Origin of the sequence: Streptomyces sp. NPDC014995 (assembly GCF_043080745.1) — a bacterium.
Taxonomy (GTDB): Bacteria; Actinomycetota; Actinomycetes; order Streptomycetales; family Streptomycetaceae; genus Streptomyces.
In genome coordinates, this window is record NZ_JBIBVX010000001.1 from 717,526 (window position 1) to 738,331 (window position 20,806).

Below are 20,806 nucleotides of genomic sequence, written 5' to 3' on the forward strand. Positions count from 1 at the left end.
CCCTTCCCGTCCGCCGGGCCTCGGGCGGCGGCGATCCAGCCGGGACGGGCCCGGCGGAACCGGCCCGGCGGGACGGGCCCGGCGGGGCGGTCGGGTGAACGGTCTATCGGGTGAACGAGTTGTGCCGAACACACGAGCCCCCGGTGAATCTCCTGTCACACCCCCGGCGTACGCTGTATGGCTGTCATTGGCCGCACCTGCCGCTCCCCCGCGACACCGCGGCATGGTCAGGCCGTACGGGGGAGACGACGGGGAGTCCGCGGTGTTCGAGAGTGTGGGGGCGTTGTTCGGCGCTCCATGGATCTATGCGCTGGTGGCCCTGTCGGTCCTCCTCGACGTGTTCCTGCCGGTGCTGCCGAGCGGGGTGCTCGTCATCGCGGCGGCCACGGCGGCGGCCGCGGGCTCGGGGGCGGCGACCGGGCTGGTCGCGCACGAGGTCCCGGACATCCTGGCGCTGATCCTCTCCGCGGCGACCGCCTCGGTGCTGGGCGACCTGGCGGCCTACCGTCTGGCCTGGCGCGGCGGCGACCGCCTGGACCGCGCGATCTCCCGCTCCCGGCGCCTCACCCACGCGCAGGAGCGTCTCGGCGGCGCGCTCGCCCGGGGCGGCGGCGCCCTGGTCGTCCTGGCCCGCTTCGCCCCCGCCGGCCGCTCGGTCGTCTCCCTCATCGCGGGCGCCGCCCACCGCCGCGCCCGTGACTTCCTCCCCTGGTCCGCCCTGGCCGGCCTCTCCTGGGCCGCCTACAGCGTCGCCCTCGGCTACCTCGGCGCCCACTGGCTGGGGGCGACCTGGCTGGCGACGGGCGTGTCCTTCGTGGCGCTGTTCGGCGCGGGCGCGGCAGCGGCGTACCTGATGCGCCGCCAGCCGGCCCAGCCGACCTGACGCCACCCCCTTGGGCGCTCCGCCCATGGCCCTGTCCGGCCCGCACGGCCTCGCCCCGAGCGCCGGACGGGCTGCATTCACCACACCGGGCATTCACCGCATCCGGCACCGCCACGCCCGGCGCTGCCCGTTCTCACCCCTGCCGCGCCGCGGCCCCCCGCACCTCAAGCCCGCCCAACAGCTCAGCCGTGGCCGCCGTGACGGCCTCCACCGCCTTCTCGAACACCTCCCGGTTGTGTGCGGCCGGCGCCCGGAAGCCGGACACCTTCCGTACGTATTGCAGGGCAGCAGCCCGAATCTCCTCCTCCGTGGCCTCCTCGGCCAGCGCAGGCGGACGAAGCGTCTTGATACTCCGGCACATGCCCCCAGTCTCACCCCGCCAGGGGTCGTCCGTCGCCCCTTCGCCGCCTTTGCGCCGCCCTGGCGCTTCCCTTCGGTCCCCTTCCCTCCCCACCCGCCCCCTGCGATGATCACTTCCGAGGCGGCCACCGCACCCGGGGCCGACCGACGAGAGGAACGACACCACCATGGCGCAGCAACGCACCGTCGCCGTCCTCGGCCCCGGCGGGATCGGCGGACTCCTGGCCGCCCTCCTGTCCCGCGCCGGCCACCATGTGACCTGCCTCGCCGGCGACGACACGGCCGCACGGCTCCGTACCCACGGCATCCACGTCAGCAGCCGGACGTTCGGCGAGTTCACGGCCCCCGTCGACGCCGACACCGAACTCCGCTCGCCCGTCGACGCGGTCCTGATCGCCGTCAAGCACACCACCCTCGGCGCGGCCCTGACCCGCCTGCCCGCCCCGGCTCTCGGCGACGCCCTCCTCGTACCGTTCCTGAACGGCGTCGAGCATCCGGCGGCGCTGCGCGCGCACCACCGTCCGGACCGTGTCGCGCCCGCCGTCATCCGCGTCGAGTCCACCCGCGTCGCCCCCGGCGTGATCGAACACGCCAGCCCCTTCGCGGAGATCGACCTCACCGGCGACCAGGTCCCCCGCCCCCGTCTGGACGCCCTGGCGCAGGCTCTCTCCGCGGCCGGCCCGGCCACCCGCGTCCTGCCGGACGAGACGGCCGCGCTCTGGGCGAAGATGGCCTTCCTCGCCCCCTTCGCCCTCCTCACCACCCGGTACGCCCTCCCCCTGGGCGAGGTCCGCACCCGCCACCGCGACGAGCTGACCGCCCTGGTGGAGGAGACGGCCGCCGTCAGCCGCGCCTGCGGCGCCCCCGCCGAACCGGCCCAGGCACTCGCCCGGTACGACGCCTTCCCGGCCACCACCAAGTCCTCCATGCAGCGCGACGCCGAGACCGGCCGCCCCCTCGAACTCGACGCGATCGGCGGGGCGTTGCTGCGGGCGGCCGAGCGGCACGGGGTGCCGGTGCCCGTGGCGGCCCGACTGGTGCGGGAGTTGCGCGACGCCGGTCACTGACCCAGGTCGACGCACCAGTCGTTGGATCTGATCCAGTTCCCCTTCGGGTACTCGAAGTCGGCCTGACCGAGCAGCGTGAACCCGGCCCTGCGGCACACCCCGTTGGACGCGGCATGGTCCACGGCGGGGAAGGCGTGCAGGGTCGGGTGGCCGCCGGTCCGCCGTACGATCTCGACGAGCGCCCGGGCGGCCCGCGCGGCGAGCCCCCGCCCCTGGAACTCGGGCAGGATCCCCCAGCCGGTCTCCCACACCGTGCCGCCCCGCCACGCGCGCTCCCAGTACCCGATCGACCCGACGGTCTCCCCGCCGTCCGCGAGCGTGACCCGGTACATCCGCCCCGGCTCGAGTTCCCCGTACCGCCGGTGCCGGTCGCGGAGCTTCTCCTCCGTCTCGGGCCCGCCCACGTGCGCGGTCATCTCGGGGCTGTTGGCCCGCCGCAGCAGCCAGAAGTCGCCCTGCGCCCAGGGCACCAGCCGCACCTGCTCCACACCAGTGAGGTCCATGCCGCCACCGTAGGACAGGGGTCCGACAACCGACCGCCTCATTCGAACGCATGAACCACCCGAAGGAGCTCGCCACCCTAATTCGAACAGGCGTACCATTGCCGCGTGGCTACGACCTATGACTTTCCCAGCGACCTGCGCGCCGGTCAGGAGGAGCTGCATCAGGTCCGGGCCGAGCTGTCGGCCCTGCTGAAGCGGCTGCCCTGGTCGGTCGCGCCCCTGGACGGGATCAGTGACGACGGCGGCGGCTGGCGCAAGGTGGAGCGCCCCGCCTCACCCGGCTGGACGGCCGACGAGCAGGCCGAGGTGGAGAAGCTCCGGCAGCGGGAGCACGAACTCGCGGTGTTCGTCAGCTGCCACCGCTTCTGGGCGGAGGTCGCGGCCGCGGACCGGGTGGAGGCCCGTATGCGGCTCAAGCACGCGCACGAGACCCCGCCCGGCGAGGAGGGTCCCTGACGCCGTGCACGCGAGAGGGCCCCCGGATCTCTCCGGGGGCCCTCTCGCATCTCCTGGTGGGCGCGGACGGTTTCGAACCGCCGACATCCTGCTTGTAAGGCAGGCGCTCTACCCCTGAGCTACGCACCCAGGACGAGTCGACAGCCTACCTTGCCCGGACCACTGCCCCGCAAACCCGCATCGGGGGTTACCCCCACCCCGGATCCGGGAGGCCACCGGATCGTCCCGGGGACGGCGGCTCCCTACCGTCGGAAGCGTCAAGAACAGCGGCGCCGACGGCGGACCCGCGGTCCGTCCAGGGGGAGATCACCATGACCCGTACCACCGTTCCGGCACGCGCGGCACGCGCCGCCCTCGTCACCGGTGTCGTGGTGGCGCTCGCCGCGACCGCCACCGCCTGCGCCTCCGCCGGCGACGACGAGCACCCCGACCGCCGGTCCTTCGCCCTGCGGGGCGACACCCTCACCGTGGAATCCGACAACTCGGCGCTGGAGATCGTCGCGTCGGACGCGCACGAGGCGGGCACGGTCCGGGTCACCCGCTGGTTCGACGGGTCGGTGGTGGTCGGGGAGGGGCCGGAGGTGACCTGGTCGATGAAGGACGACCGGCTGGTGCTGCGGATCAACTGCTCCGGCATGGTCGCGGACTGCGCGGCCAGGCACCGCGTCCAGGTGCCCAGGGGCGTCGCCGTCAAGGTCGAGGACGACGACGGCAGCGTCCGCGCGCGGGGTTTCCGGGACGCCCTGAGCATTCGCACCTCCGACGGCTCGGTGCGGGTCACGGACTCCAGCGGCCCGCTGGACCTGCGCAGCGACGACGGTTCGGTGCGTGCCGACGTCGCGTCGCGGACGGTGAGCGCGCGGACCCGCGACGGTTCGGTCCGCCTCGACCTGAGCGCCGTACCGGACCGGGTGGAGTCGGTCAGCGACGACGGTTCGGTGACGATCACGCTGCCCCGGGCCACGTACCGCGTGACGGCCGGCACCGACGACGGCGCGGTCGATGTCTCGGTGCCCCGGGACGACTCCAGCGCGCACGTGGTGTCCGCGCGGACGCAGGACGGCAAAGTCACCGTCAGGAACGCGAACTGACCGGCCCGTGTGTTCGTCCATAACCGGTGGGAGAATGACACCGGGCAGGGCGAATCACAGCACGGGAGAGGGATGTGACGGCGACACCAGCGCAGCCGTACTCGCCGTCGGTTCCGCGTGCACGCCTCCGGGCGCTCGGGGACACCCTCACCCTCGTCGCCCTCCCGCTCGCCGCCGTCCTCGCGCTGCCCGCCGCGTTCGCCGGCGGCGGTACCCGGCGCTGGTTCGGCGGACGGGCGGAGAGCCAGCGGGCGGAGGCGCAGGCCGCGAAGGACGCCGCGGCGGCCGCGTTCTACGAGCTGGACACCGCACAGCGGGACCTGCGCATCTCGATCGAGACGATCACGGCGGTCGACGACTCCCCGGCCGCCCGGCGCGCGGTCGCCGACTTCGAGGCCATCGGCCGGCGCATCGACGAGGCCAGCCACCAGTACATCAACGCGGTCGACGCCCACGACCTGGACCGGGACGACCTGGAGGCCGCGGCCGCCACCCGGGCGCGCACCCAACTGACCCGGGCCAAGGACGAGCTGGGCCGCGTCAAGCGGGAGCTGGACCGGTTCACCGACGGGCTCGGGCCGCTGCTCGGGAAGGCCGAGACCCAGCTGGCCCGGCTGGCGCCCGCCGTGGAGCGGGCCCGGCAGGCGCTGCTGGCCGCGTCGAACGCGCTGGACACCGTACGCGGCACGGGGCTGAAGGCCGACGACCTCGCGGCCCGGCTGGCGGCGCTCGCACCCGAGTTGACCAAGCTCAACCAGGGCGCCGGGCAGCACGGCGTGCCGCAGACGCTGGAGCGGGCCGAGCGGGTCTCGCGGGAGGCCGAGGCGGTCCGGGTGGAGGCCGAGCGGCTGCCGGAGAGGGCCGCGGAGATCGACCACCGGCTGGTGTCGCTGCGCACGCGCGCACAGGCCCTGACGACCCGGGCCGGGCAGGTCGAGCCGGTGCTGAGCGAGCTGCGCCGGCGGTTCACGGCGGCCTGCTGGCAGGACCTCCAGCACGTTCCCGCGCAGGCCGTGGAGCACGTACGGCAGGCCGAGGCGAAGCTGGCCGAGGCGCAGGCCGCGCGGGACGGGCAGCGCTGGCCGGACGCCACCGCACTGCTGTCGACGGCGCGGGCGCTGCTGAACTCCACCGACGAGGCCGTGTCCGCCGCCGGGGACCGGCTGGCCAGGCTGAGCGCCGTACAGAAGGACCCGCGGCAGGAGATCGAGCGGACCCGGTTCGCGATCCGGGACGCGCAGCGGCTGGCCATGGCCGGACGCAACACGCCCGACCCGCGGCACGCGCGTCCGCTGGACGACTCGGTGGCCCGCCTGGAGCGGGCGATCACCACGCTGGAGGGCCGTCACCCCGACTACTGGCACTTCCTGACGGAGACGGAGGCCGTGCGGCGCACGGTCGCCGGGGTGGTGGCCCGCATCCGTGAGGAGCGGGGGGCCTCGGCCGGCCACTGAGCCGGCCCAGCCGTTGCCGACGGGGCGGGGCGGGCGGATATTTGAAGGTACGGACGGCCGGATGTCGACGCACGGACGGCCGGATGTCGACGCACGGACGGCGTCCGCCGGCACGTCACACCCACCGGGAGGCGTCGATGGCCACCCACGCACTGCGCCCGAAGTCGCGGCGGCGGATCAGGTTCGACGAACACCTTCCCGTCGACCACCGCCTGAACAGGGTCTACCGGATCGGCGCCGGACTGATGGGCCTCGGACTGCTCGTCTTCGGCGTCTTCGGCATCATCGACAGGATCGGCTTCTTCGACACGGGCGGCGACACCGTCTGGGGCCTGAACACCAACGGCGCGCTGAGCTGGCTGTCGGTGGCCGTCGGGCTGCTGCTTTTCGTCGGCATGGTGATCGGCGGGAACTTCGCGTCCACGCTGAACATGGTCCTCGGCGTCCTGTTCATCCTCAGCGGCTTCCTGAACATGGGCCTGCTGGAGACGGACTACAACTTCCTGGCCTTCGAGATCCAGAACTGCATGCTCAGCTTCGTGATCGGGATCCTGCTGCTCGTCTTCGGGATGTACGGCAGGGTCGGATCGGCCCTGCCGCACGACAACCCCTACTGGCGGGCCCGCCACCCCGACCTGGCGGAGGAGCGGGACCCGGACCAGGAGCGGCGGAGGAACTTCCCGGCCTGATCAGGTGCGGTAGGCGTAGTACAGGGCGTTCGGGTACGACGCGATGATGCTCGCCACCGACCTGCTGTAGGTGTTGGTGGAGTGGTACGTCAGGTACGGCACGCCCCGGCTGCGGGACGTGACGATCATGGTGTGGTCCTTGGAGCCGTCCTTGTCGAAGTCCACCTGGAGCACGTCGCCGACGTCCATCTGGTAGACGTTGGCGAGGCTGGTCGTGCGCTTGGAGTTCTGGGCGAACCAGGACCACTCGTTGACGCCGATGAACGAGTGCGACTGGATGTCGGCGTTGCCGAACCACCTGGTGTAGTCGTACACGTAGCCGGGGACGTGCTTCCAGCCGCCCGCCTTCAGGGACTGGCTGACGAAGTTGGTGCAGTCGCCGCCGGCGCCCTGCCCGTTGAAGTCCGGGTAGGCGGGGTTGTAGGTCGACCAGTACTGCTTCGCGTACGCGGCCATCGCCTTGTAGTCCAGGCCGCTGGCGGTGAAGTTCTTCGCGTTGGCCGGGCCGGGGTACGACGTCGACGCCTTGGGCGCCGAGGGCGTGGTGCTGGTGGTGGTCGCGACCCTGGGCGCGACGGACGGCCTGGCCGTCTGGTTCACCGCGAGGCCCTCGTCGGTGTCGCGGATGCCGGTCAGCTGCCAGTTGCCCTGCCGGTCCGCGGTGAACGTCAGCTCGTGGTGGGCCTGGAAGCCGGTGGTCTTCGGCTCGTCGCCGCGGACCGCGGCGTAGGTCAGGGTCGTGGTCTCGGTGACCGCGACCGTGGCCTTGCGGCCCTTCACGCGCGTGGCGTCCAGGGTGACGCGGGTGCTGGCCTTGCTGTACTTCTCGCCGAGCTTCGCGAGGCGGTCCTTGCGCTGGTCCAGCGCCGACAGGGCGGCGTCCTCGCCGCGGGCCGCGCCGGAGGACAGCCGGACGTCCCCGGAGAAGCCGTCGGTCAGCGGCTTGTCCCGGTCGCCCTGCTTGCCGTCGACCAGAGCGTCCGTGCGGTCGGTGAAGACCGCGTCGGCCAGCCGCTGGAAGGTGGCCTTGGTCCTGGCGTCCACCGTGGGGTCGTCGACGACCGCGGCGCCCGCACTCCAGTTGGGCAGCAGCGCCACTCCGGCGACGACGGAGGTGGCGGCGGCCCCGAGGATGGCGGCGCGCCGGCGCGTACGGCTCAATTTCCTTGACTTCACTGATGTTTCCCCTCTTGCCCCGGCGGAGGGATGCCGGGGTAGCGCATCTTTGCATGCCATGTGTGGCCATTGTGAAGAGGGGGACGGCAGCCAGGGCGCGGGAGTTATCGGACCGTCACTGCACGACCGTCGACCAGTCGGGGGACTGCGCCGGGTCGAGGGTGCGCAGCCGCTCCAGCGTGGCGGGCTTCTGCGCGTCCATCCAGTCGGCCAGCTCCTTGAAGGACACGCACTTGACGTCCTTCTTGGTGCACACGGTCTCGATGAGCTCGTCGACGGCCTTCATGTAGATGCCGCCGTTCCACTGCTCGAAGTGGTTGCCGATGAACAGCGGGGCCCGGCTGCCGTAGTAGACGCGGTTGAAGCCGGCCATGTAGGCGTCGACGGTCTCCTGCTGCCACTGCGGGTACAGCGCCGGGTCGCCCTCGGTCTCGCCCTCGGACTGGTTGTAGAGGAAGTTGAAGTCCATGGACAGGCCCTGGTACTTGCCGCCCTCGTACGGGAGCATCTGGAGCGGGAAGTCCCAGATGCCGTTCTTCTTGGCCGGCCAGATCTGGAAGTCGCCCGCGGAGCTGGCGTCGTAGCGCCAGCCGTAGCTCTTGGCGGCCTTCAGGAGGTTCGCCTGGCCCTCCAGGCAGGGGGCGCGGCCGCCGGCGACCTCCTTCCTGAAGTCGAACGGCAGCGGGTCCATGTCGGTGTAGCCGGTGTTGGTCTTCCACTTCTCCGCGAAGGCGAAGAACTGGTCGATCTCGCTCTTCCACTCCGCGACGCTCCAGTCGCCGCCGCCCTTCTCACCGCAGAAGTGGCCGTTGAAGTGGGTGCCTATCTCGTTCCCCTCCTCCCACGCCTTGCCGAGCTGCTCGACCGTGGTGCGGACGTGCTCGTCGGTGGGGAAGCTGATCGCCGCCGAGCCCTTGGGGTGCTGCGGCGGCTCGTAGAGGTCGGCCTTGCTCTTGGGCAGCAGGTAGATGCCGGTGAGGAAGAACGTCATGTGGGCGTCGTACTTCTTCGCCATCTCCCGGTAGTGCTGGAAGAGTTCGTCGTCGCCCGCCAGCGCCCCGTCCCAGGAGAAGACGACGAACTGGGGCGGCTTCTCCCCCGGTTTGAGCGGCTCGGCCTTCAACCCGCCCTTCTGCGGGCCGGTGTAGGAGGTGGAGCCGTCCCCCAGGACCTTGGTCTTCCCGTCCCATTCCGGCTCCTTGGTGGCCGTCGCCGCCGTCTTCCTCTGTTCCCCCGAGGACGCGGTCGGCGCGGTGTCGTCCGTGCGGTTCAGCACCAGGTACCCCGCCGTCAGGGAAGCGACGACGAGGAACGCCGCCAGGGTCAGGAACCCCGGATGGGCGGCGGGACGGCGCGGTGCCCGAGCCTTGCGGCGGCGGCCCGACGGTGACTTCATGTGCGGCTCATTCTCCAAGCGGTCGGTGACTGCGGGACCCGTCGGTGGTCAGCCGAGCGGGCTCATGGCCCCGGACCAGATGCCGTAGGGGACGCTGTCGTCGGCGGTGCCGGCGATGCCCTCCAGCGGCAGTGGTTCGAGGCTTTTGGCCAGGTCGATGCGGTAGACGACGACCGCCGTGGAGACGGACCGGTGCGTGCCGACGTACCAGGCCGCGGTGTCGTTCTGCGTGGTCCCGGCCTTCCCGGCCACCTCGGCGGTGGCGGGCGCGGCGTCGGGGTGGGCGGTGCGGAAGGAGTCCGTGAGCGCGGAGGTGACCTCCTCGGCCACGTCCGCGCCGACCGCCCGGCGCGGGGTGGGCAGGTCCAGCGGGACCTTGGTGCCGTTGTGGGTGATCTGCCGCACCGAGTACGGCTCGGTGTGCTTGCCGGCCGCGGCGAAGGTGGAGTAGCCGCTGGCCATGCGGATGGCGCTGGGGGTGGAGCTGCCCAGGGACAGCGCGGGCACCCGTGCCCCGATGCTGGACGGGAGCAGTCCGGACGCCACGGCGGTGGAGCGCACCCTGTCCAGGCCGGTGTCCATCCCGAGCTGCATGAAGGGCGTGTTCACGGACAGCTCCAGCGCCCGGTGCAGCGAGATCTGGCCGTACGACCGGTCGCCGTCGTTGCTGGCGGCCACCTTGCGGCCGCTGCGGTCCCAGTACGGCCCTTCGGGTGTGGTCACCGGCACGTCGTCGTCGCCGTTGTAGAGGGACTCCCCGGTGACCGGGGTGGCCTCCCCGTCGCGGGTCTTGTGGACGCCGTGCTCCAGGCCGGCCGCGTACACGAACGGCATGAACGCCGAACCGGCCGGGACGGTGGTGGCGTTGGACTCGTTGTAGCCCTGCGTACGGTGGTCGGGGCCGCCGTAGACGGCGAGAATCCGGCCGTCGGCGGTCACCGAGGCGGCCCCGTAGTGCGCGGTCTTCGCGGTCTTCGGGTCGTCCTTCAAGGCCTGCTTGCGGGCCTTGGTGACGGCGTCGGTGAGCTGGGCCTCCCGCTCGCGGTCGAAGGTCGTGTAGATCTGGTAGCCGCCGAGGTCGAAGTCCTTGTCGGAGATCTCCGCGGCCTTCTTGGCGTACTGCGAGGCGAGTTCGACCAGGTAGTCGCTCTGCTCACCGGTGTCGTACAGCGGGTTGCTCTTCAGCGGCTCGGGGAACGTCCGGTACGAGGCCCGCTCGGACTTCGACAGCTTGCCGATGGCGACCATGCGGTCGAGGGTCCAGGTCCAGCGCTCCACGGCCCGGGCCCGGTTGACGCTGCTCAGGGTCGGGTCGAACAGGCCGGCGCCCTTGAGCAGGGCGGCGAGGAACGCGGCCTCGCTGGCGTTGAGTTCGCTGACGTCCTTGCCGTAGTAGGCCTGGGCGGCGCGCTGGATGCCGTAGGTGCCGCGGCCGAACCAGCTGGTGTTGAGGTAGCCCTCGAGGATCTCGTCCTTGCTCATCTGGTTGTCGAGCTTGAGGGCGATCATCGCCTCGGTGAACTTGCGGCGGACCGTCTGGTCCTGGTTCAGGTAGACGTTCTTGACGTACTGCTGGGTGATCGTGGAGCCGCCCTGGGTGTCGCCCTGGCCGAGGGTGCGGAACAGGGCACGGCTGATGCCCTTGAAGGAGATGCCGGGGTCGCTGTAGAAGCTCTCGTTCTCGGCGGCCAGCACCGCCCAGCGGACGTCCTCGGGTATGTCCTTCAGCGGCATCGCCTGCCGCTGCACCCAGCCGGTACGGGCCATCGGCGTCCCGTCGGCCCAGAAGTACACGTTGTCCTGCTGGGTCGCGTACGTGTTGAGGTCGTCCGGGATGTCGGTGGCCGCGTAGGCGACGACCAGGAACACGGTGCTCAGCCCCAGGGAGGCCAGTACGGCCCCCAGCCACTGGCGCCAGGAGGGCATCCAGCGGCGCCAGCCGGTGCGTCCGGGCCGCGGGTACTGCGGCCGCATCCGGCGGGCGTACGGCGTGACACGTGCTGTCAGCGGGGCGAGGAAGGCGAGCAGGGGCGCCAGACGGGAAGGGAGTGAAGGCCGGGGTGCTTTGCGCCGGTTTCCCGGGTTCCGGGATATCTCGGGTATTCGGTGCTCTTCCGCACCGCGGGGTATGCCCTGTTCGGGTACCCGCAGTTGCATGGTCTCGTCGGCCTTGAACGTGGCCGGGACCTTCAACTGCATGGTGGCTTCCGGCTCCTGGGGCTCCTCCCCATGCCCCGCCTGGGTCACGATGCCTCCCTCCGCACTCGGTGTTGCTCGCGTAGGCAGACGTACAGACGTACGAGGGTTTGACATGGTTGCCGTGAGAACGGCCGCAAACCCTGAATCCCCCGACCTCGCGGTTCATCGCGGCGCTCTCAAATTACCAGCGCTCTTCGCAAATCCTCCACATAAGAATTCGACAGAAGCCAACACAGTCCAAACTGTCGGAATCGCGCCCGGCCGCACGGGCATTAACCTGGGGGCATGCCTCGTTACGAGTACCGCTGCCGGACCTGCGGCGACACCTTCGAACTGAGCCGCCCCATGGCGGAGTCCTCCGCCCCGGCCGCCTGCCCCGTCGGCCACGACGACACGGTCAAGCTTCTGTCAACGGTAGCTGTAGGCGGCACGGTTTCCGCCCCCGCCCCCCAAACGGGCGGCGGAGGCGGCGGAGGCGGCTGCTGCGGCGGGGGCTGCTGCGGCTGACGGCACGGGTGCCGGCGGCCGCGCACGGCACGGGTGCCGCGGCGGCCGCCCACGGCTACCTCTCGCGGGCTCCCCTCAGGAACTCCCGCAGGATCCGCTCCCCGGCCAGGACACCCCGCTCGGGCAGGGCCGTGATCCGCGGCGCCGTCCACACGGCGTCGGCCAGCTCGCCGTGCCCGGGCCGCCAGCCCGCGTCCGCCGCCAGCAGCAGGTCGGCGTCCAGGAGGGAGTCGCCCGCCGCCAGCGTCAGCTCGGCGCCCGTGCGGCGGGCCACCTCGCGCACGGCCGCGCTCTTGGTCAGCGGCTTCGGCACGGCGTAGATCTTGCGGCCCTGGAGGGACACCGTCCAGCCGCGGTTCTCCGCCCAGACCGCCAGCTCCTTCACCCACTCCTCGGGCAGCAGCTCGCGCTCCACGACGAGGTAGGCGAACAGGTCCTCCGCGATGCGCTGCTTGCGCAGCCACACCGGGTCGGCGAAGGCCGCCAGATGGGCCTGCACCTCCGCGAGCGGCGCGCACTCGTCGGCGAGCCGCGCGGTCACGGACGCGTGCCAGTCCGGGTCGGACACGCCGTCGACCAGCAGATGGCCGCCGTTCGCGCAGATCGCGTACGTCGGCGCCGGACCCGGCAGATTGATCCGCTGGTACTGCTTGCGCGTCCGGGTGGTCGTCGGCACGAACACCGCCGCGTCCCCGAGCTCGGTGAGCAGCCGCGCCGCCGTCTCCGTCATGAACGACAGCGGCCGGCTCTCGTGCACCTCCACGCACAGCAGCCGGGGCGCCCGCGCGTCCGGCATGGTCAGCGCGAGGGCCGCCGCGGAGTAGATGAGCGTACGGTCGAGGTCGCTCGCCACCATGACCGGCATCAGACCGCCACCGCCTTGCCGTCGGCACCCGTCGCACCGCGCGTGTAGCGCGGGTGGATCAGCCCCACACAGGTGTACGGCAGCTCCGCGACCTCCTCCACCGGAACCCCTCGCTGGTCGGCGAGCAGCCGGACGTGGTCCAGGTCGGCGCCCGCCCCGGCCCGCGCGAGGATCTTCCAGGGGACCCGGCGCAGCAGCACCCGGGTGGTCTCGCCGACCCCCGGCTTGACCAGGTTCACGTCGTGGATGCCGTACTCCTCGCTGATGCGTTCCACCGCCGCCCAGCCTTCCCAGGTCGGCGTGCGGTCGCTCGCCAGCAGCTCCTTGACCGCGCCGTCCACCGCGTCCGCCACCTCCGGGAAGCGGGCGGCGACGGCGTCCAGGAAGACGTTGGAGACGTCCGTCCCGGCGAGTTCGCGGTAGAACTTCGCGCCGTGGAAGTCGTTCGGGCCGACCAGGTCGGCGCGCAGCACCGTCCGCGAGATCAGGCCCGACACCGTGGAGTTGAGGCAGGCGGAGGGGATGAGGAAGTCCTCCCGGGTGCCGTACGTGCGCACACAGGAGCCCGGGTCGGCCAGCACCGCGATCTCCGGGTTGAAGCCGGCCGCGCCGCCCGCCGCCTCGAACTCCTCGATCGCCACGGCCAGTTCCCGGCTGATGGCGCCCTTGCCGGTCCAGCCGTCGACGAAGACGACGTCCCGCGGGTCGTGGTGCTCGGCCAGCCAGCGCAGCGCGTTGGCGTCGATGCCGCGGCCGCGCACGATGGAGACGGCGTAGTGCGGCAGGTCCAGGCCGTGCCGGAACCGCGCCCAGCGCCGCATCAGCACGCCGACCGGGGTGCCGGCGCGGGCGAGGGAGACGAGCACGGGCCGGGGCGAGCACTCGGCGATCACGGTCTCCGTGACCACGCCCACCGCCTGCGCCAGCCGCGCCGCGGACATCTCCAGGGCCGTGTGGAACAGCTCCTGGTACTGCTCGCTGGGCTGGTACTCCACCGGCAGCGACTCCGCGTAGTGCGCGCCGCCGCTCTGGATGGCCTCCTCGCGCTCCTCGGTCGGCGCCTCCAGCGTGACCTCCGAGAGGTCCTGGAGCAGCCAGCCGACCTCCTCCGGCGCGTACGAGGAGAAGGCGGGACCACGGAGGGGCTCGGGCAGCATGGCTGGCCTTTCGGGTACGTACAGGGGCTCGGGGACGTACGAGGGGACGACCACGAGGACGACGTGCGGGGTGTGGGCGGCGAGCTGGGAGAGGAGGCCGCCCGGGGCGTGCAGCTCCCCGGTGTCGGCGACGGAGTCCACGACGGCGACGACGGCGTCGAAGCCTCCGCCCGCGACGTTGTAGGCATAGCGCTCGCCGGGGCCGTCGGCCGGGTCGTCGTGCGCGGGGAAGACGATGCGGCTGCGTATCGCGTAGCCGGGGTCGTCGACCGCGAGGACGGGCGAGCGGGTGGTGGTGGAGTAGCGCACCTCGGCCGCCACGACCTGCTCCAGCTCGCGCGCCAGCCGCAGCGGCGCGTACATCAGCTCCTCGAAGCCGAGCACGAGCACGCGGTGGGCGCCCTCGGGTATCGCCTCGGCGAGCCGGGCGGCCATCGCGGGCAGGGCCGCCTCCAGCCGGGCCCGGTGACGGGGCGTGAACCCGTGCCGGCCGCCGTCGGGCAGCCCGTGGGGCCAGCAGGGGTCGACGCGGACCACCCGGCCGGCCGCCGCGGACGGCGCGGCCTGCGCCGCCCCGGCGGCGGGGAGGGCCTCCGCGGTCCCGTCAGGCGTTCGGCCGCCGTCGGCCGGGGCGACCTCGGCGCCCCGTGCCGCGGCCGGCCCGGCGCCCGCGGTGTCACCGGACGCGGAAGGCGCCCCGGAGTCCCCGGGTGCCGCGCCCCCGGAGGCGCCGGTCGTGGGCGACTCGTGGCGCGCGACCAGTTCCTGGCCCTTCTCCAGGACGCCCTCCGGCAGGAGCACCGTGCCCGAGGCGGCCGCCACCAGGTCCACTCGGGCGCCGATCTCGCGGGCGAACTCCTCCAGGCGGCCCGCGTCGGCCGAGGAGCGCATGTCGACCAGGGCGACCACGACGTACCGGCGCCGGGGGTAGCGCTCGTGGAGGTCGCGGATGGTGTTCAGGACCGTGTTGCCGGTGGAGAACTCGTCGTCGACCAGGACCAGCGGGCCGTCGCCGACCAGCAGCGCCGGGTCCTCCGGCAGCAGCAGATGGGACGTGGCGTGCGAGTGGGACTCCTCGAAGCCGCCGGCCTGGGCGACGCCGGGGACCGGGCGGCGGGTGGAGTGCAGGTAGGGGGCCGATCCGACGCCGTCGGCGACGGAGTGGCCGAGCCCGGTGGCGGTCTCCGCGTACCCGAGGACGACCGCCGTCCCGGCCTCCTCGCCCAGCAGGTCGCGCACCCGGCGGCCCAGGGCGAAACCGTAGCCGTACACCACGGACGGCGACTGCGGGACGTGCTTGCCCAGCACGTTGGAGACGAGCAGGTGCGCCCGCTTGGGGTTGCGGCGCAGCGCCAGCCCCAGCAGGTCCGTCAGCTCGTCGTCGCCCGCGAGCTGGACCCCGAGCCGCTCGGCGACCCAGCTCCCTGACCAGACCCCGTTGTTCACTGCGTTGTTCATGCGTCCCTATGTCGTGAGGCCCTGTGCGGTGCCTTGTGTCGTGAGGCCCTGTGTCGTGAAGCCCTGTGTCGTGAAGCCCTGTGTGGTGAGGTGATCAGGCGGGCAGGCCCGCGGCGAGCAGATCGACGAAGCTGATGTCCTCCCGTGCGACGCCGAAGACCTCCGCCCGCAGCATGGTCCGCTCGGCCCAGGCGCGGTGCGGCTTCACCTCGTTCATCTTGTTCGTGTACGCCGACCTCAGCACTCCCCCGCCGCCGCGCTCCGGCCGCAGGATGTCCGCCGCGTCGCTGTACTCCTCGTGACTGACGACGGACAGCGCGTGCACCGCCGGCACGTGCGAGGGATGGATGCAGGTCTTGCCGAGCAGGCCGTTCGCGTGGTCGAGGGAGATCTCGCGCAGCAGCCCGTCCATCGCGTGCTCGATCAGCTTCTCACGCAGCTCGACGGCCTGTCCCTCCAGGAAGGGGCTGTGCCGCAGCATGGGCTTGAACATGCGCTCCGGAACCCGGAAGTACTCCCACACCGGCCCGGTCACCGTGAACCCGCTGCCGTCGGCCCGCCCCAGCATGTTCACCACGTCGGCGATCACGGAGGCGACGATCTGCACGTCGTAGGCGGTCATGTCGGGGGCCCGGCGCAGGCCGTAGGAGGAGCAGAAGTCGGTCACCCCGAGGCGCAGCGCGAGGACCCGGCTGCGGTACTTCTCGACCGAGCGGGCGATGCCCTCCAGGGCGTCGACCCGCGACTCCCGGTACATCAGCTCGGGCGTCTCCAGCACGGGCATGCCGAACAGCCGCCGCCCGCTCGCCACCTCGGCACCCGCCAGCGCCTCCAGGAACGGGATGCCGCTCTCCTCGGTGAACTTCGGGAACACGAACCCGCTCAGCAGCCGCACGGCAGGGCCCAGACGCCGGACCAGGTCGGGGATCTGCTCGGGCGCGCGGACCCGGATGAAGAGCAGCGGCGGCTCCGCGCCCGTGCGCCCCGCGAGGTCGGTGAACTGCCGGACGAGGTTCTCCTCGCCCTCCGCGACGTCCTCGTCACCTATCGAGTCCTCCAGGCACAGCACCATGGACACCACGCCGCGTCCGGCCTGCTTGAGGATGTCGTCGGCCAGCCGGGACCGGGTGGCCGGGCTGTAGAGCGTGGCCCCCAGGGCCGCGGAGAGCAGACGGGCCGGGGAGTCGGCGTCGAACACGCACGGCTCCCGGTGGAAGAGGCGCTCCCGCACCTCAGGGGCGAGGTGCCCGAAATGACGCATGAAACTCCCCCGTGGAGCGAGGTAGGGCTGTGGATTTCGGCAAGAGGTGGCCGGTAATAGTACGTAGAGACCCGTGTCCGGGGTTCCCACCGGTCATGAACTTCAGGTAACGCGGGGCGGCACAGCGGGGTTGGCCACCCGGTACCCCGTGTACCCCGCGTTGTCGTGAGCAGAACCGAGAGGGCAGGATGGCCGCATGACGCACGCGATGCTGAAGGGGTCGAACGTCCCGCTGAAGGCCACCACGGTGCGCGCCGTGCTGCGCTGGACACCCGGGCAGGGGGTCCCGGACGTCGACGCCTCCGCGCTGCTCCTCGGCCCCGACGGTCGTGTGCGCTCCGACGAGGACTTCGTCTTCTACAACCAGCCCCGGCATCCCTCCGGGAAGGTCTGGCGGCTCGGCAAGAAACGGGGCGCCGAGGGCCTCACCGATACGATCCAGACAGATCTGGCCGGTGTCGAGTCCGGCGTCAGCCAGATTCTCCTGGTCGCTTCGGCGGACGGCGTCGCCTTCGACCGCGTACGTTCCCTCAGCATCCTGCTGTACGACGCGGCGGTCGCCGACGGTGAGCCCCTGGCCACCTTCGACATCCGCCCGGAGACGGGTGAGGAGACGGCGCTGATCTGCGGCGAGCTGTACCGCCGCGGGGAGGGCTGGAAGTTCCGCGCCCTCGGCGAGGGCTACTCCAACGGCCTCAAGGGCCTGGCGACCGACTTCGGCATCTCGGTGGACGAGTCGGAGGAGGCCCGGACCCCCGACCCCACGCCCAGCCTCTCCCAGCCCCTCCCCCCGGAGCAGCCGACCACGGCGGTCCCCCCGCAGCCCCCCGCGTCCTACGGCTACCCGGCGAACCTCCCGACGTACGGCTACGGCTACCCGGACGCGCCCCAGCCCACAGGGGCGCCCGCCCAGGAGTTCCGCATGCCGCCGCAGGGGCCGCAGTTCATCGGGCGCTAGAACGGGTCACCGGGGCGCGGGAAGCGGGCGGGCGCTACTTCTGCGCCTTCGTCTTGTAACCGCGTCCCCACTGCAGCCCCCACCCGTACAGCCGGTCCAGCTCCGCCTGGAACCCGTACACGAACTTCACCTCGCGCCGCACCACCATCTCCCCCTTCACGTTCTCGATCATCACCACCGCGCACGACCGGGCCTGCGGATGCCGCTCGTCGAGACCTATCTCGATCCGCGGCCCGTTGCTCGGGTACAGCGTGACGATCGCGTGCGTACGGTCGAACGCAGGCGTCTGGTCGTAGATGTAGACGAACACCAGCAGCCGCTTGATGGCCTCCCGGTGGTCGAGGTTGACGTACATCGTCTCCCCGGACCCCGACCCGAACCGGTCGTCCCCGCTGAGCTTCACGTACGGCGGTGCGTTGACGTCGCCGAGCAGTCCGCCCAGCGGCTGTACGACGCCCTTCGTGCCGTCGGCCAGCTCGTACAGGCAGCCGAGGTCGAGGTCGACGTTGACCATGCTCTGGCTGTGTCCCATGACCTCCGGCGGGCGCAGCGCCTTGAAGGGGTGGCGCAGCAGGCTCTCCCGGTGGGCGCCGCCGATGTCGGACGTGCGCATCCGCCAGGCCAGGTTGACGCGCAGGTGCCCGGTGGCGGCGTCCTGCTTGGTGAGGGAGACCTGGCTGTGCCGTTTGGTCAGCTCGATCGCGTTGGTCGCCGCGTTGCCCGAGTCGAAGTCGGCGGCCCGACCGGGCCGGAGTCCGTCGAAAAAGCCCATTCCCGCCCCCAGTTGCGCTGACAAAGACCGGCGGGGCGGCCCGAGGACACGTCCTCGACGGCCGCCCCGCACAGAGCGTTCCTCATCGGAAAGCTGATCACACCCCGGACGAGACCTCACTCTTGTCGTCCGAGTCCGCTTTCCCCTCGGCGGCCGCCAGGGCGCGGTTGCGGCGCACCGAGGACCAGAAGGACCAGCCGATCAGGACGACGCCGATCATGCCGGTGATGATCTCGTTGATCTCGTACTGGATGGTGACCAGGAGGATCATGGCGAGGGCACCGATGGCGTAGTGGGCGCCGTGCTCCAGGTAGACGTAGTCGTCCAGGGTCCCCTGGCGCACCAGGTAGACGGTGAGCGACCGGACGTACATGGCGCCGATGCCGAGGCCGAGGGCCATCAGCACGATGTCGTTGGTGATGGCGAAGGCGCCGATCACACCGTCGAAGGAGAAGGACGCGTCCAGGACCTCCAGGTAGAGGAACATGAAGAACGCGGCCTTGCCGGCCAGGACGACCGCCGAGCGGGGCTTGCCGGCCCGCACGGCCTCCTCCTCCGCCTCGTGTTCGCGCTCCTCCTCCTCTTCGAGCTTGTCCTCGAAGAAGCCCGAGAGGCCGCCCACGATCATGTAGGTGATGAGACCGGCGACACCGGAGAGGAGGACCGTCTCGGCCTTGTCGGCGTGCGTGCCGCCGTGCTGGTGGGCATGGGCCCCGAAGGTCATGGCGGAGATCATCAGGACGATCAGCGCGATGCAGACCGACAGCATGTCGATCTTGCCGAGCTTGGCCAGGGGCCGCTCCAGCCAGCCCAGCCACTTGATGTCCCGGTCCTCGAAGATGAAGTCGAGGAAGATCATCAACAGGAACATGCCACCGAACGCGGCGATCGACGGGTGGGCGTCCGTGACCAGTTGCTGGTAGCGGTCCTTGTCGGTGAGGGCGAGATCGACGGCCTCGATCGGGCCCATCGAGGCGCTGACCGCGACGATGACGACGGGAAAGACCAGTCGCATGCCGAAGACGGCGATGAGAATGCCGATCGTGAGGAAGATCTTCTGCCAGAAGGCACTCATCTTCTTCAGGATTCCGGCGTTGACCACTGCGTTGTCGAAGGACAGCGAGATCTCGAGGATGGAGAGGATCGCCACGATACCGAAAGCGGTCCACCCCCCGTAGAGAACCGCCGCGACGAGGCCGAGCGCGGTGACCGCGAACGACCAGCCGAAGGTTTTCAGAACCACTGGCTACCCAATCCTGTATGTACGGGTCTCCCCCGCGCCGTACTCGGCTTTACGAAACGTTGACTCCGAAGTCTAGAGCGATGCCCCGCAAGCCCGACGCGTACCCCTGTCCGACCGCTCGGAACTTCCATTCGCCCTGGTAGCGATAGAGCTCGCCGAAGATCATGGCCGTTTCGGTGGAGGCGTCCTCGCTCAGGTCGTAACGCGCGAGTTCCTGGCCGTCGGCCTGGTTGACGACGCGGATGAAGGCGTTGCTGACCTGGCCGAAGGTCTGGCCGCGCTCGTCGGCCAGGTGGATCGAGACCGGGAAGACGATCTTGTCGCAGTGGGCCGGGACCGCGGAGAGATCGACCAGGAGCGACTCGTCGTCGCCGTCCCCCTCGCCGGTGAGGTTGTCGCCGGTGTGCTCCACGGAGCCGTCCGGGCTCTTGAGCTGGTTGTAGAAGACGAACCACTCGTCGCCCAGGACCCGGTTGCCGGCGCCGCACAGCAGCGCGCTGGCGTCGAGGTCGAAGGGGGCTCCGGTGGTGGAGCGCGCGTCCCAGCCGAGGCCGACCATCACCTGAGTGAGGTTCGGCGCGACCTTGGACAGGGAGACGTTTCCTCCCTTGGCGAGCGTGACGCCCATGATGCTGGTCCTCCCCTAGGTCTTGCTTCTTCGGTTGTCCTGCGCGTCCGGCGCCGCCCGTAAACGGTGCGGCGCCGGACGGTGAGCGGGTCGGCTCGGATCAGACGTTGACGCCGAAGTCCTGCGCGATGCCGCGCAGGCCCGAGGCGTACCCCTGACCGATGGCGCGGAACTTCCACTCCGCGCCGTGCCGGTACAGCTCGCCGAAGACCATGGCGGTCTCCGTCGAGGCGTCCTCGCTGAGGTCGTACCGGGCGATCTCGGTGCCGCCGGCCTGGTTGACGACGCGGATGAACGCGTTGCGCACCTGGCCGAAGGACTGCTGGCGGTTCTCGGCGTCGTAGATCGACACCGGGAAGACGATCTTCTCGACGTCCGCCGGGACGCCCGCCAGGTTCACCTTGATCTGTTCGTCGTCGCCCTCGCCCTCACCGGTGAGGTTGTCACCGGTGTGCTCCACCGAGCCGTCGGCGCTCTTGAGGTTGTTGAAGAAGACGAAGTTCGCGTCGCTCGCGACCTTGCCCGAGTTGTTCAGCAGCAGTGCGCTCGCGTCCAGGTCGAAGTCGGTGCCGGTCGTGGTGCGCACGTCCCACCCCAGACCGACGATGACCGCGGTCAGGCCCGGGGCCTCCTTGGTCAGCGAAACGTTGCCGCCCTTGCTGAGGCTGACTCCCACGAGTCCT

The 20,806-nt window shown here is 71.2% G+C and carries 20 protein-coding genes and 1 tRNA gene; 8 read left to right on the forward strand and 13 right to left on the reverse strand.

The window, feature by feature from the left end:
* Positions 1-262: 262 nt before the first annotated feature.
* Positions 263-883: a DedA family protein gene (locus tag ACF1A1_RS03240; RefSeq protein WP_391644892.1), complete on the forward strand. Its 621-nt coding sequence runs from the start codon at positions 263-265 to the stop codon at positions 881-883.
* Between the two features lie 133 nt (positions 884-1,016).
* Here the strand turns inward: ACF1A1_RS03240 and ACF1A1_RS03245 are convergent, their stop codons facing one another.
* On the reverse strand, positions 1,017-1,244 hold the full coding sequence (locus ACF1A1_RS03245) for a DUF2277 family protein (RefSeq protein WP_391644894.1): 228 nt from the start codon (positions 1,242-1,244) through the stop codon (positions 1,017-1,019).
* Positions 1,245-1,410: 166 nt separating this feature from the next.
* Between ACF1A1_RS03245 and ACF1A1_RS03250 the strand changes: the two genes are divergently transcribed.
* A complete protein-coding gene (locus ACF1A1_RS03250) occupies positions 1,411-2,310 on the forward strand; it encodes a ketopantoate reductase family protein (protein ID WP_391644896.1) in 900 nt (299 codons plus the stop codon).
* On the opposite strand, the gene ACF1A1_RS03255 is transcribed toward ACF1A1_RS03250, so the two are convergent.
* Entirely contained in the window at positions 2,304-2,813 is a 510-nt protein-coding gene (locus ACF1A1_RS03255; RefSeq protein ID WP_391644898.1) for a GNAT family N-acetyltransferase, read from the reverse strand. The genes ACF1A1_RS03250 and ACF1A1_RS03255 overlap by 7 nt on opposite strands.
* Before the next feature lie 105 nt (positions 2,814-2,918).
* On the opposite strand from ACF1A1_RS03255, the gene ACF1A1_RS03260 reads away from it, so the two are divergent.
* Complete coding sequence (locus ACF1A1_RS03260; RefSeq protein ID WP_391644900.1) at positions 2,919-3,269, forward strand: hypothetical protein; 351 nt, start codon at positions 2,919-2,921, stop codon at positions 3,267-3,269.
* Between the two features lie 54 nt (positions 3,270-3,323).
* Here the strand turns inward: ACF1A1_RS03260 and ACF1A1_RS03265 are convergent.
* Positions 3,324-3,398, reverse strand: a tRNA-Val gene (locus ACF1A1_RS03265).
* 182 nt (positions 3,399-3,580) lie between these two features.
* Between ACF1A1_RS03265 and ACF1A1_RS03270 the strand changes: the two genes are divergently transcribed.
* The 3 genes from ACF1A1_RS03270 to ACF1A1_RS03280 all read left to right on the forward strand — a co-directional run bounded on the left by ACF1A1_RS03270 (position 3,581) and on the right by ACF1A1_RS03280 (position 6,503).
* Positions 3,581-4,360 (forward strand): DUF4097 family beta strand repeat-containing protein, encoded by a 780-nt coding sequence (locus ACF1A1_RS03270; RefSeq protein WP_391644902.1) that lies wholly within the window; start codon positions 3,581-3,583, stop codon positions 4,358-4,360.
* Between the two features lie 74 nt (positions 4,361-4,434).
* Positions 4,435-5,814, forward strand: a complete 1,380-nt coding sequence (locus ACF1A1_RS03275; protein ID WP_391644904.1) for a hypothetical protein — start codon at positions 4,435-4,437, stop codon at positions 5,812-5,814.
* A 137-nt stretch (positions 5,815-5,951) separates the two neighbouring features.
* Positions 5,952-6,503 carry a DUF4383 domain-containing protein gene (locus ACF1A1_RS03280; protein ID WP_391644906.1) on the forward strand — a complete coding sequence of 184 codons (552 nt, stop codon included), beginning with the start codon at positions 5,952-5,954 and terminating at the stop codon, positions 6,501-6,503.
* Here ACF1A1_RS03280 and ACF1A1_RS03285 read toward each other — a convergent pair whose 3' ends face one another.
* From ACF1A1_RS03285 to ACF1A1_RS03295, 3 genes are all read right to left on the reverse strand, one after another.
* On the reverse strand, positions 6,504-7,679 hold the full coding sequence (locus ACF1A1_RS03285) for an amidase domain-containing protein (RefSeq protein ID WP_391644908.1): 1,176 nt from the start codon (positions 7,677-7,679) through the stop codon (positions 6,504-6,506).
* Positions 7,680-7,794: 115 nt separating this feature from the next.
* Positions 7,795-9,075 carry a hypothetical protein gene (locus tag ACF1A1_RS03290; protein WP_391644910.1) on the reverse strand — a complete coding sequence of 427 codons (1,281 nt, stop codon included), beginning with the start codon at positions 9,073-9,075 and terminating at the stop codon, positions 7,795-7,797.
* Between the two features lie 48 nt (positions 9,076-9,123).
* Positions 9,124-11,274: a transglycosylase domain-containing protein gene (locus ACF1A1_RS03295; protein ID WP_391645320.1), complete on the reverse strand. Its 2,151-nt coding sequence runs from the start codon at positions 11,272-11,274 to the stop codon at positions 9,124-9,126.
* Positions 11,275-11,559: 285 nt separating this feature from the next.
* Here ACF1A1_RS03295 and ACF1A1_RS03300 point away from each other — a divergent pair, with 285 nt between their 5' ends.
* Positions 11,560-11,781 (forward strand): zinc ribbon domain-containing protein, encoded by a 222-nt coding sequence (locus ACF1A1_RS03300; protein ID WP_391644912.1) that lies wholly within the window; start codon positions 11,560-11,562, stop codon positions 11,779-11,781.
* 55 nt (positions 11,782-11,836) lie between these two features.
* Here the strand turns inward: ACF1A1_RS03300 and ACF1A1_RS03305 are convergent, their stop codons facing one another.
* The 3 genes from ACF1A1_RS03305 to ACF1A1_RS03315 all read right to left on the reverse strand — a co-directional run bounded on the left by ACF1A1_RS03305 (position 11,837) and on the right by ACF1A1_RS03315 (position 16,522).
* Complete coding sequence (locus ACF1A1_RS03305; RefSeq protein ID WP_391644914.1) at positions 11,837-12,646, reverse strand: HAD family hydrolase; 810 nt, start codon at positions 12,644-12,646, stop codon at positions 11,837-11,839.
* Positions 12,646-15,261 carry a phosphoribosyltransferase gene (locus ACF1A1_RS03310; protein WP_391644916.1) on the reverse strand — a complete coding sequence of 872 codons (2,616 nt, stop codon included), beginning with the start codon at positions 15,259-15,261 and terminating at the stop codon, positions 12,646-12,648. The genes ACF1A1_RS03305 and ACF1A1_RS03310 overlap by 1 nt, the downstream gene beginning before the upstream one ends.
* 94 nt (positions 15,262-15,355) lie before the next feature.
* Positions 15,356-16,522 carry an HpcH/HpaI aldolase/citrate lyase family protein gene (locus ACF1A1_RS03315; RefSeq protein ID WP_391644918.1) on the reverse strand — a complete coding sequence of 389 codons (1,167 nt, stop codon included), beginning with the start codon at positions 16,520-16,522 and terminating at the stop codon, positions 15,356-15,358.
* Between the two features lie 196 nt (positions 16,523-16,718).
* On the opposite strand from ACF1A1_RS03315, the gene ACF1A1_RS03320 reads away from it, so the two are divergent.
* Positions 16,719-17,480 carry a TerD family protein gene (locus tag ACF1A1_RS03320; protein WP_391644920.1) on the forward strand — a complete coding sequence of 254 codons (762 nt, stop codon included), beginning with the start codon at positions 16,719-16,721 and terminating at the stop codon, positions 17,478-17,480.
* 34 nt (positions 17,481-17,514) lie between these two features.
* On the opposite strand, the gene ACF1A1_RS03325 is transcribed toward ACF1A1_RS03320, so the two are convergent.
* The 4 genes from ACF1A1_RS03325 to ACF1A1_RS03340 form a co-directional block, all read right to left on the reverse strand.
* The gene (locus tag ACF1A1_RS03325; protein WP_391644922.1) at positions 17,515-18,252 is read right to left on the reverse strand and encodes a Tellurium resistance; all 738 of its coding nucleotides are present in this window, start codon (positions 18,250-18,252) and stop codon (positions 17,515-17,517) included.
* 97 nt (positions 18,253-18,349) lie between these two features.
* Positions 18,350-19,495 (reverse strand): DUF475 domain-containing protein, encoded by a 1,146-nt coding sequence (locus ACF1A1_RS03330; protein ID WP_391644924.1) that lies wholly within the window; start codon positions 19,493-19,495, stop codon positions 18,350-18,352.
* Between the two features lie 49 nt (positions 19,496-19,544).
* Positions 19,545-20,123 (reverse strand): TerD family protein, encoded by a 579-nt coding sequence (locus tag ACF1A1_RS03335; RefSeq protein ID WP_391644926.1) that lies wholly within the window; start codon positions 20,121-20,123, stop codon positions 19,545-19,547.
* 100 nt (positions 20,124-20,223) lie between these two features.
* Positions 20,224-20,799, reverse strand: a complete 576-nt coding sequence (locus tag ACF1A1_RS03340) for a TerD family protein (protein WP_391644928.1) — start codon at positions 20,797-20,799, stop codon at positions 20,224-20,226.
* Positions 20,800-20,806 lie beyond the last annotated feature (7 nt).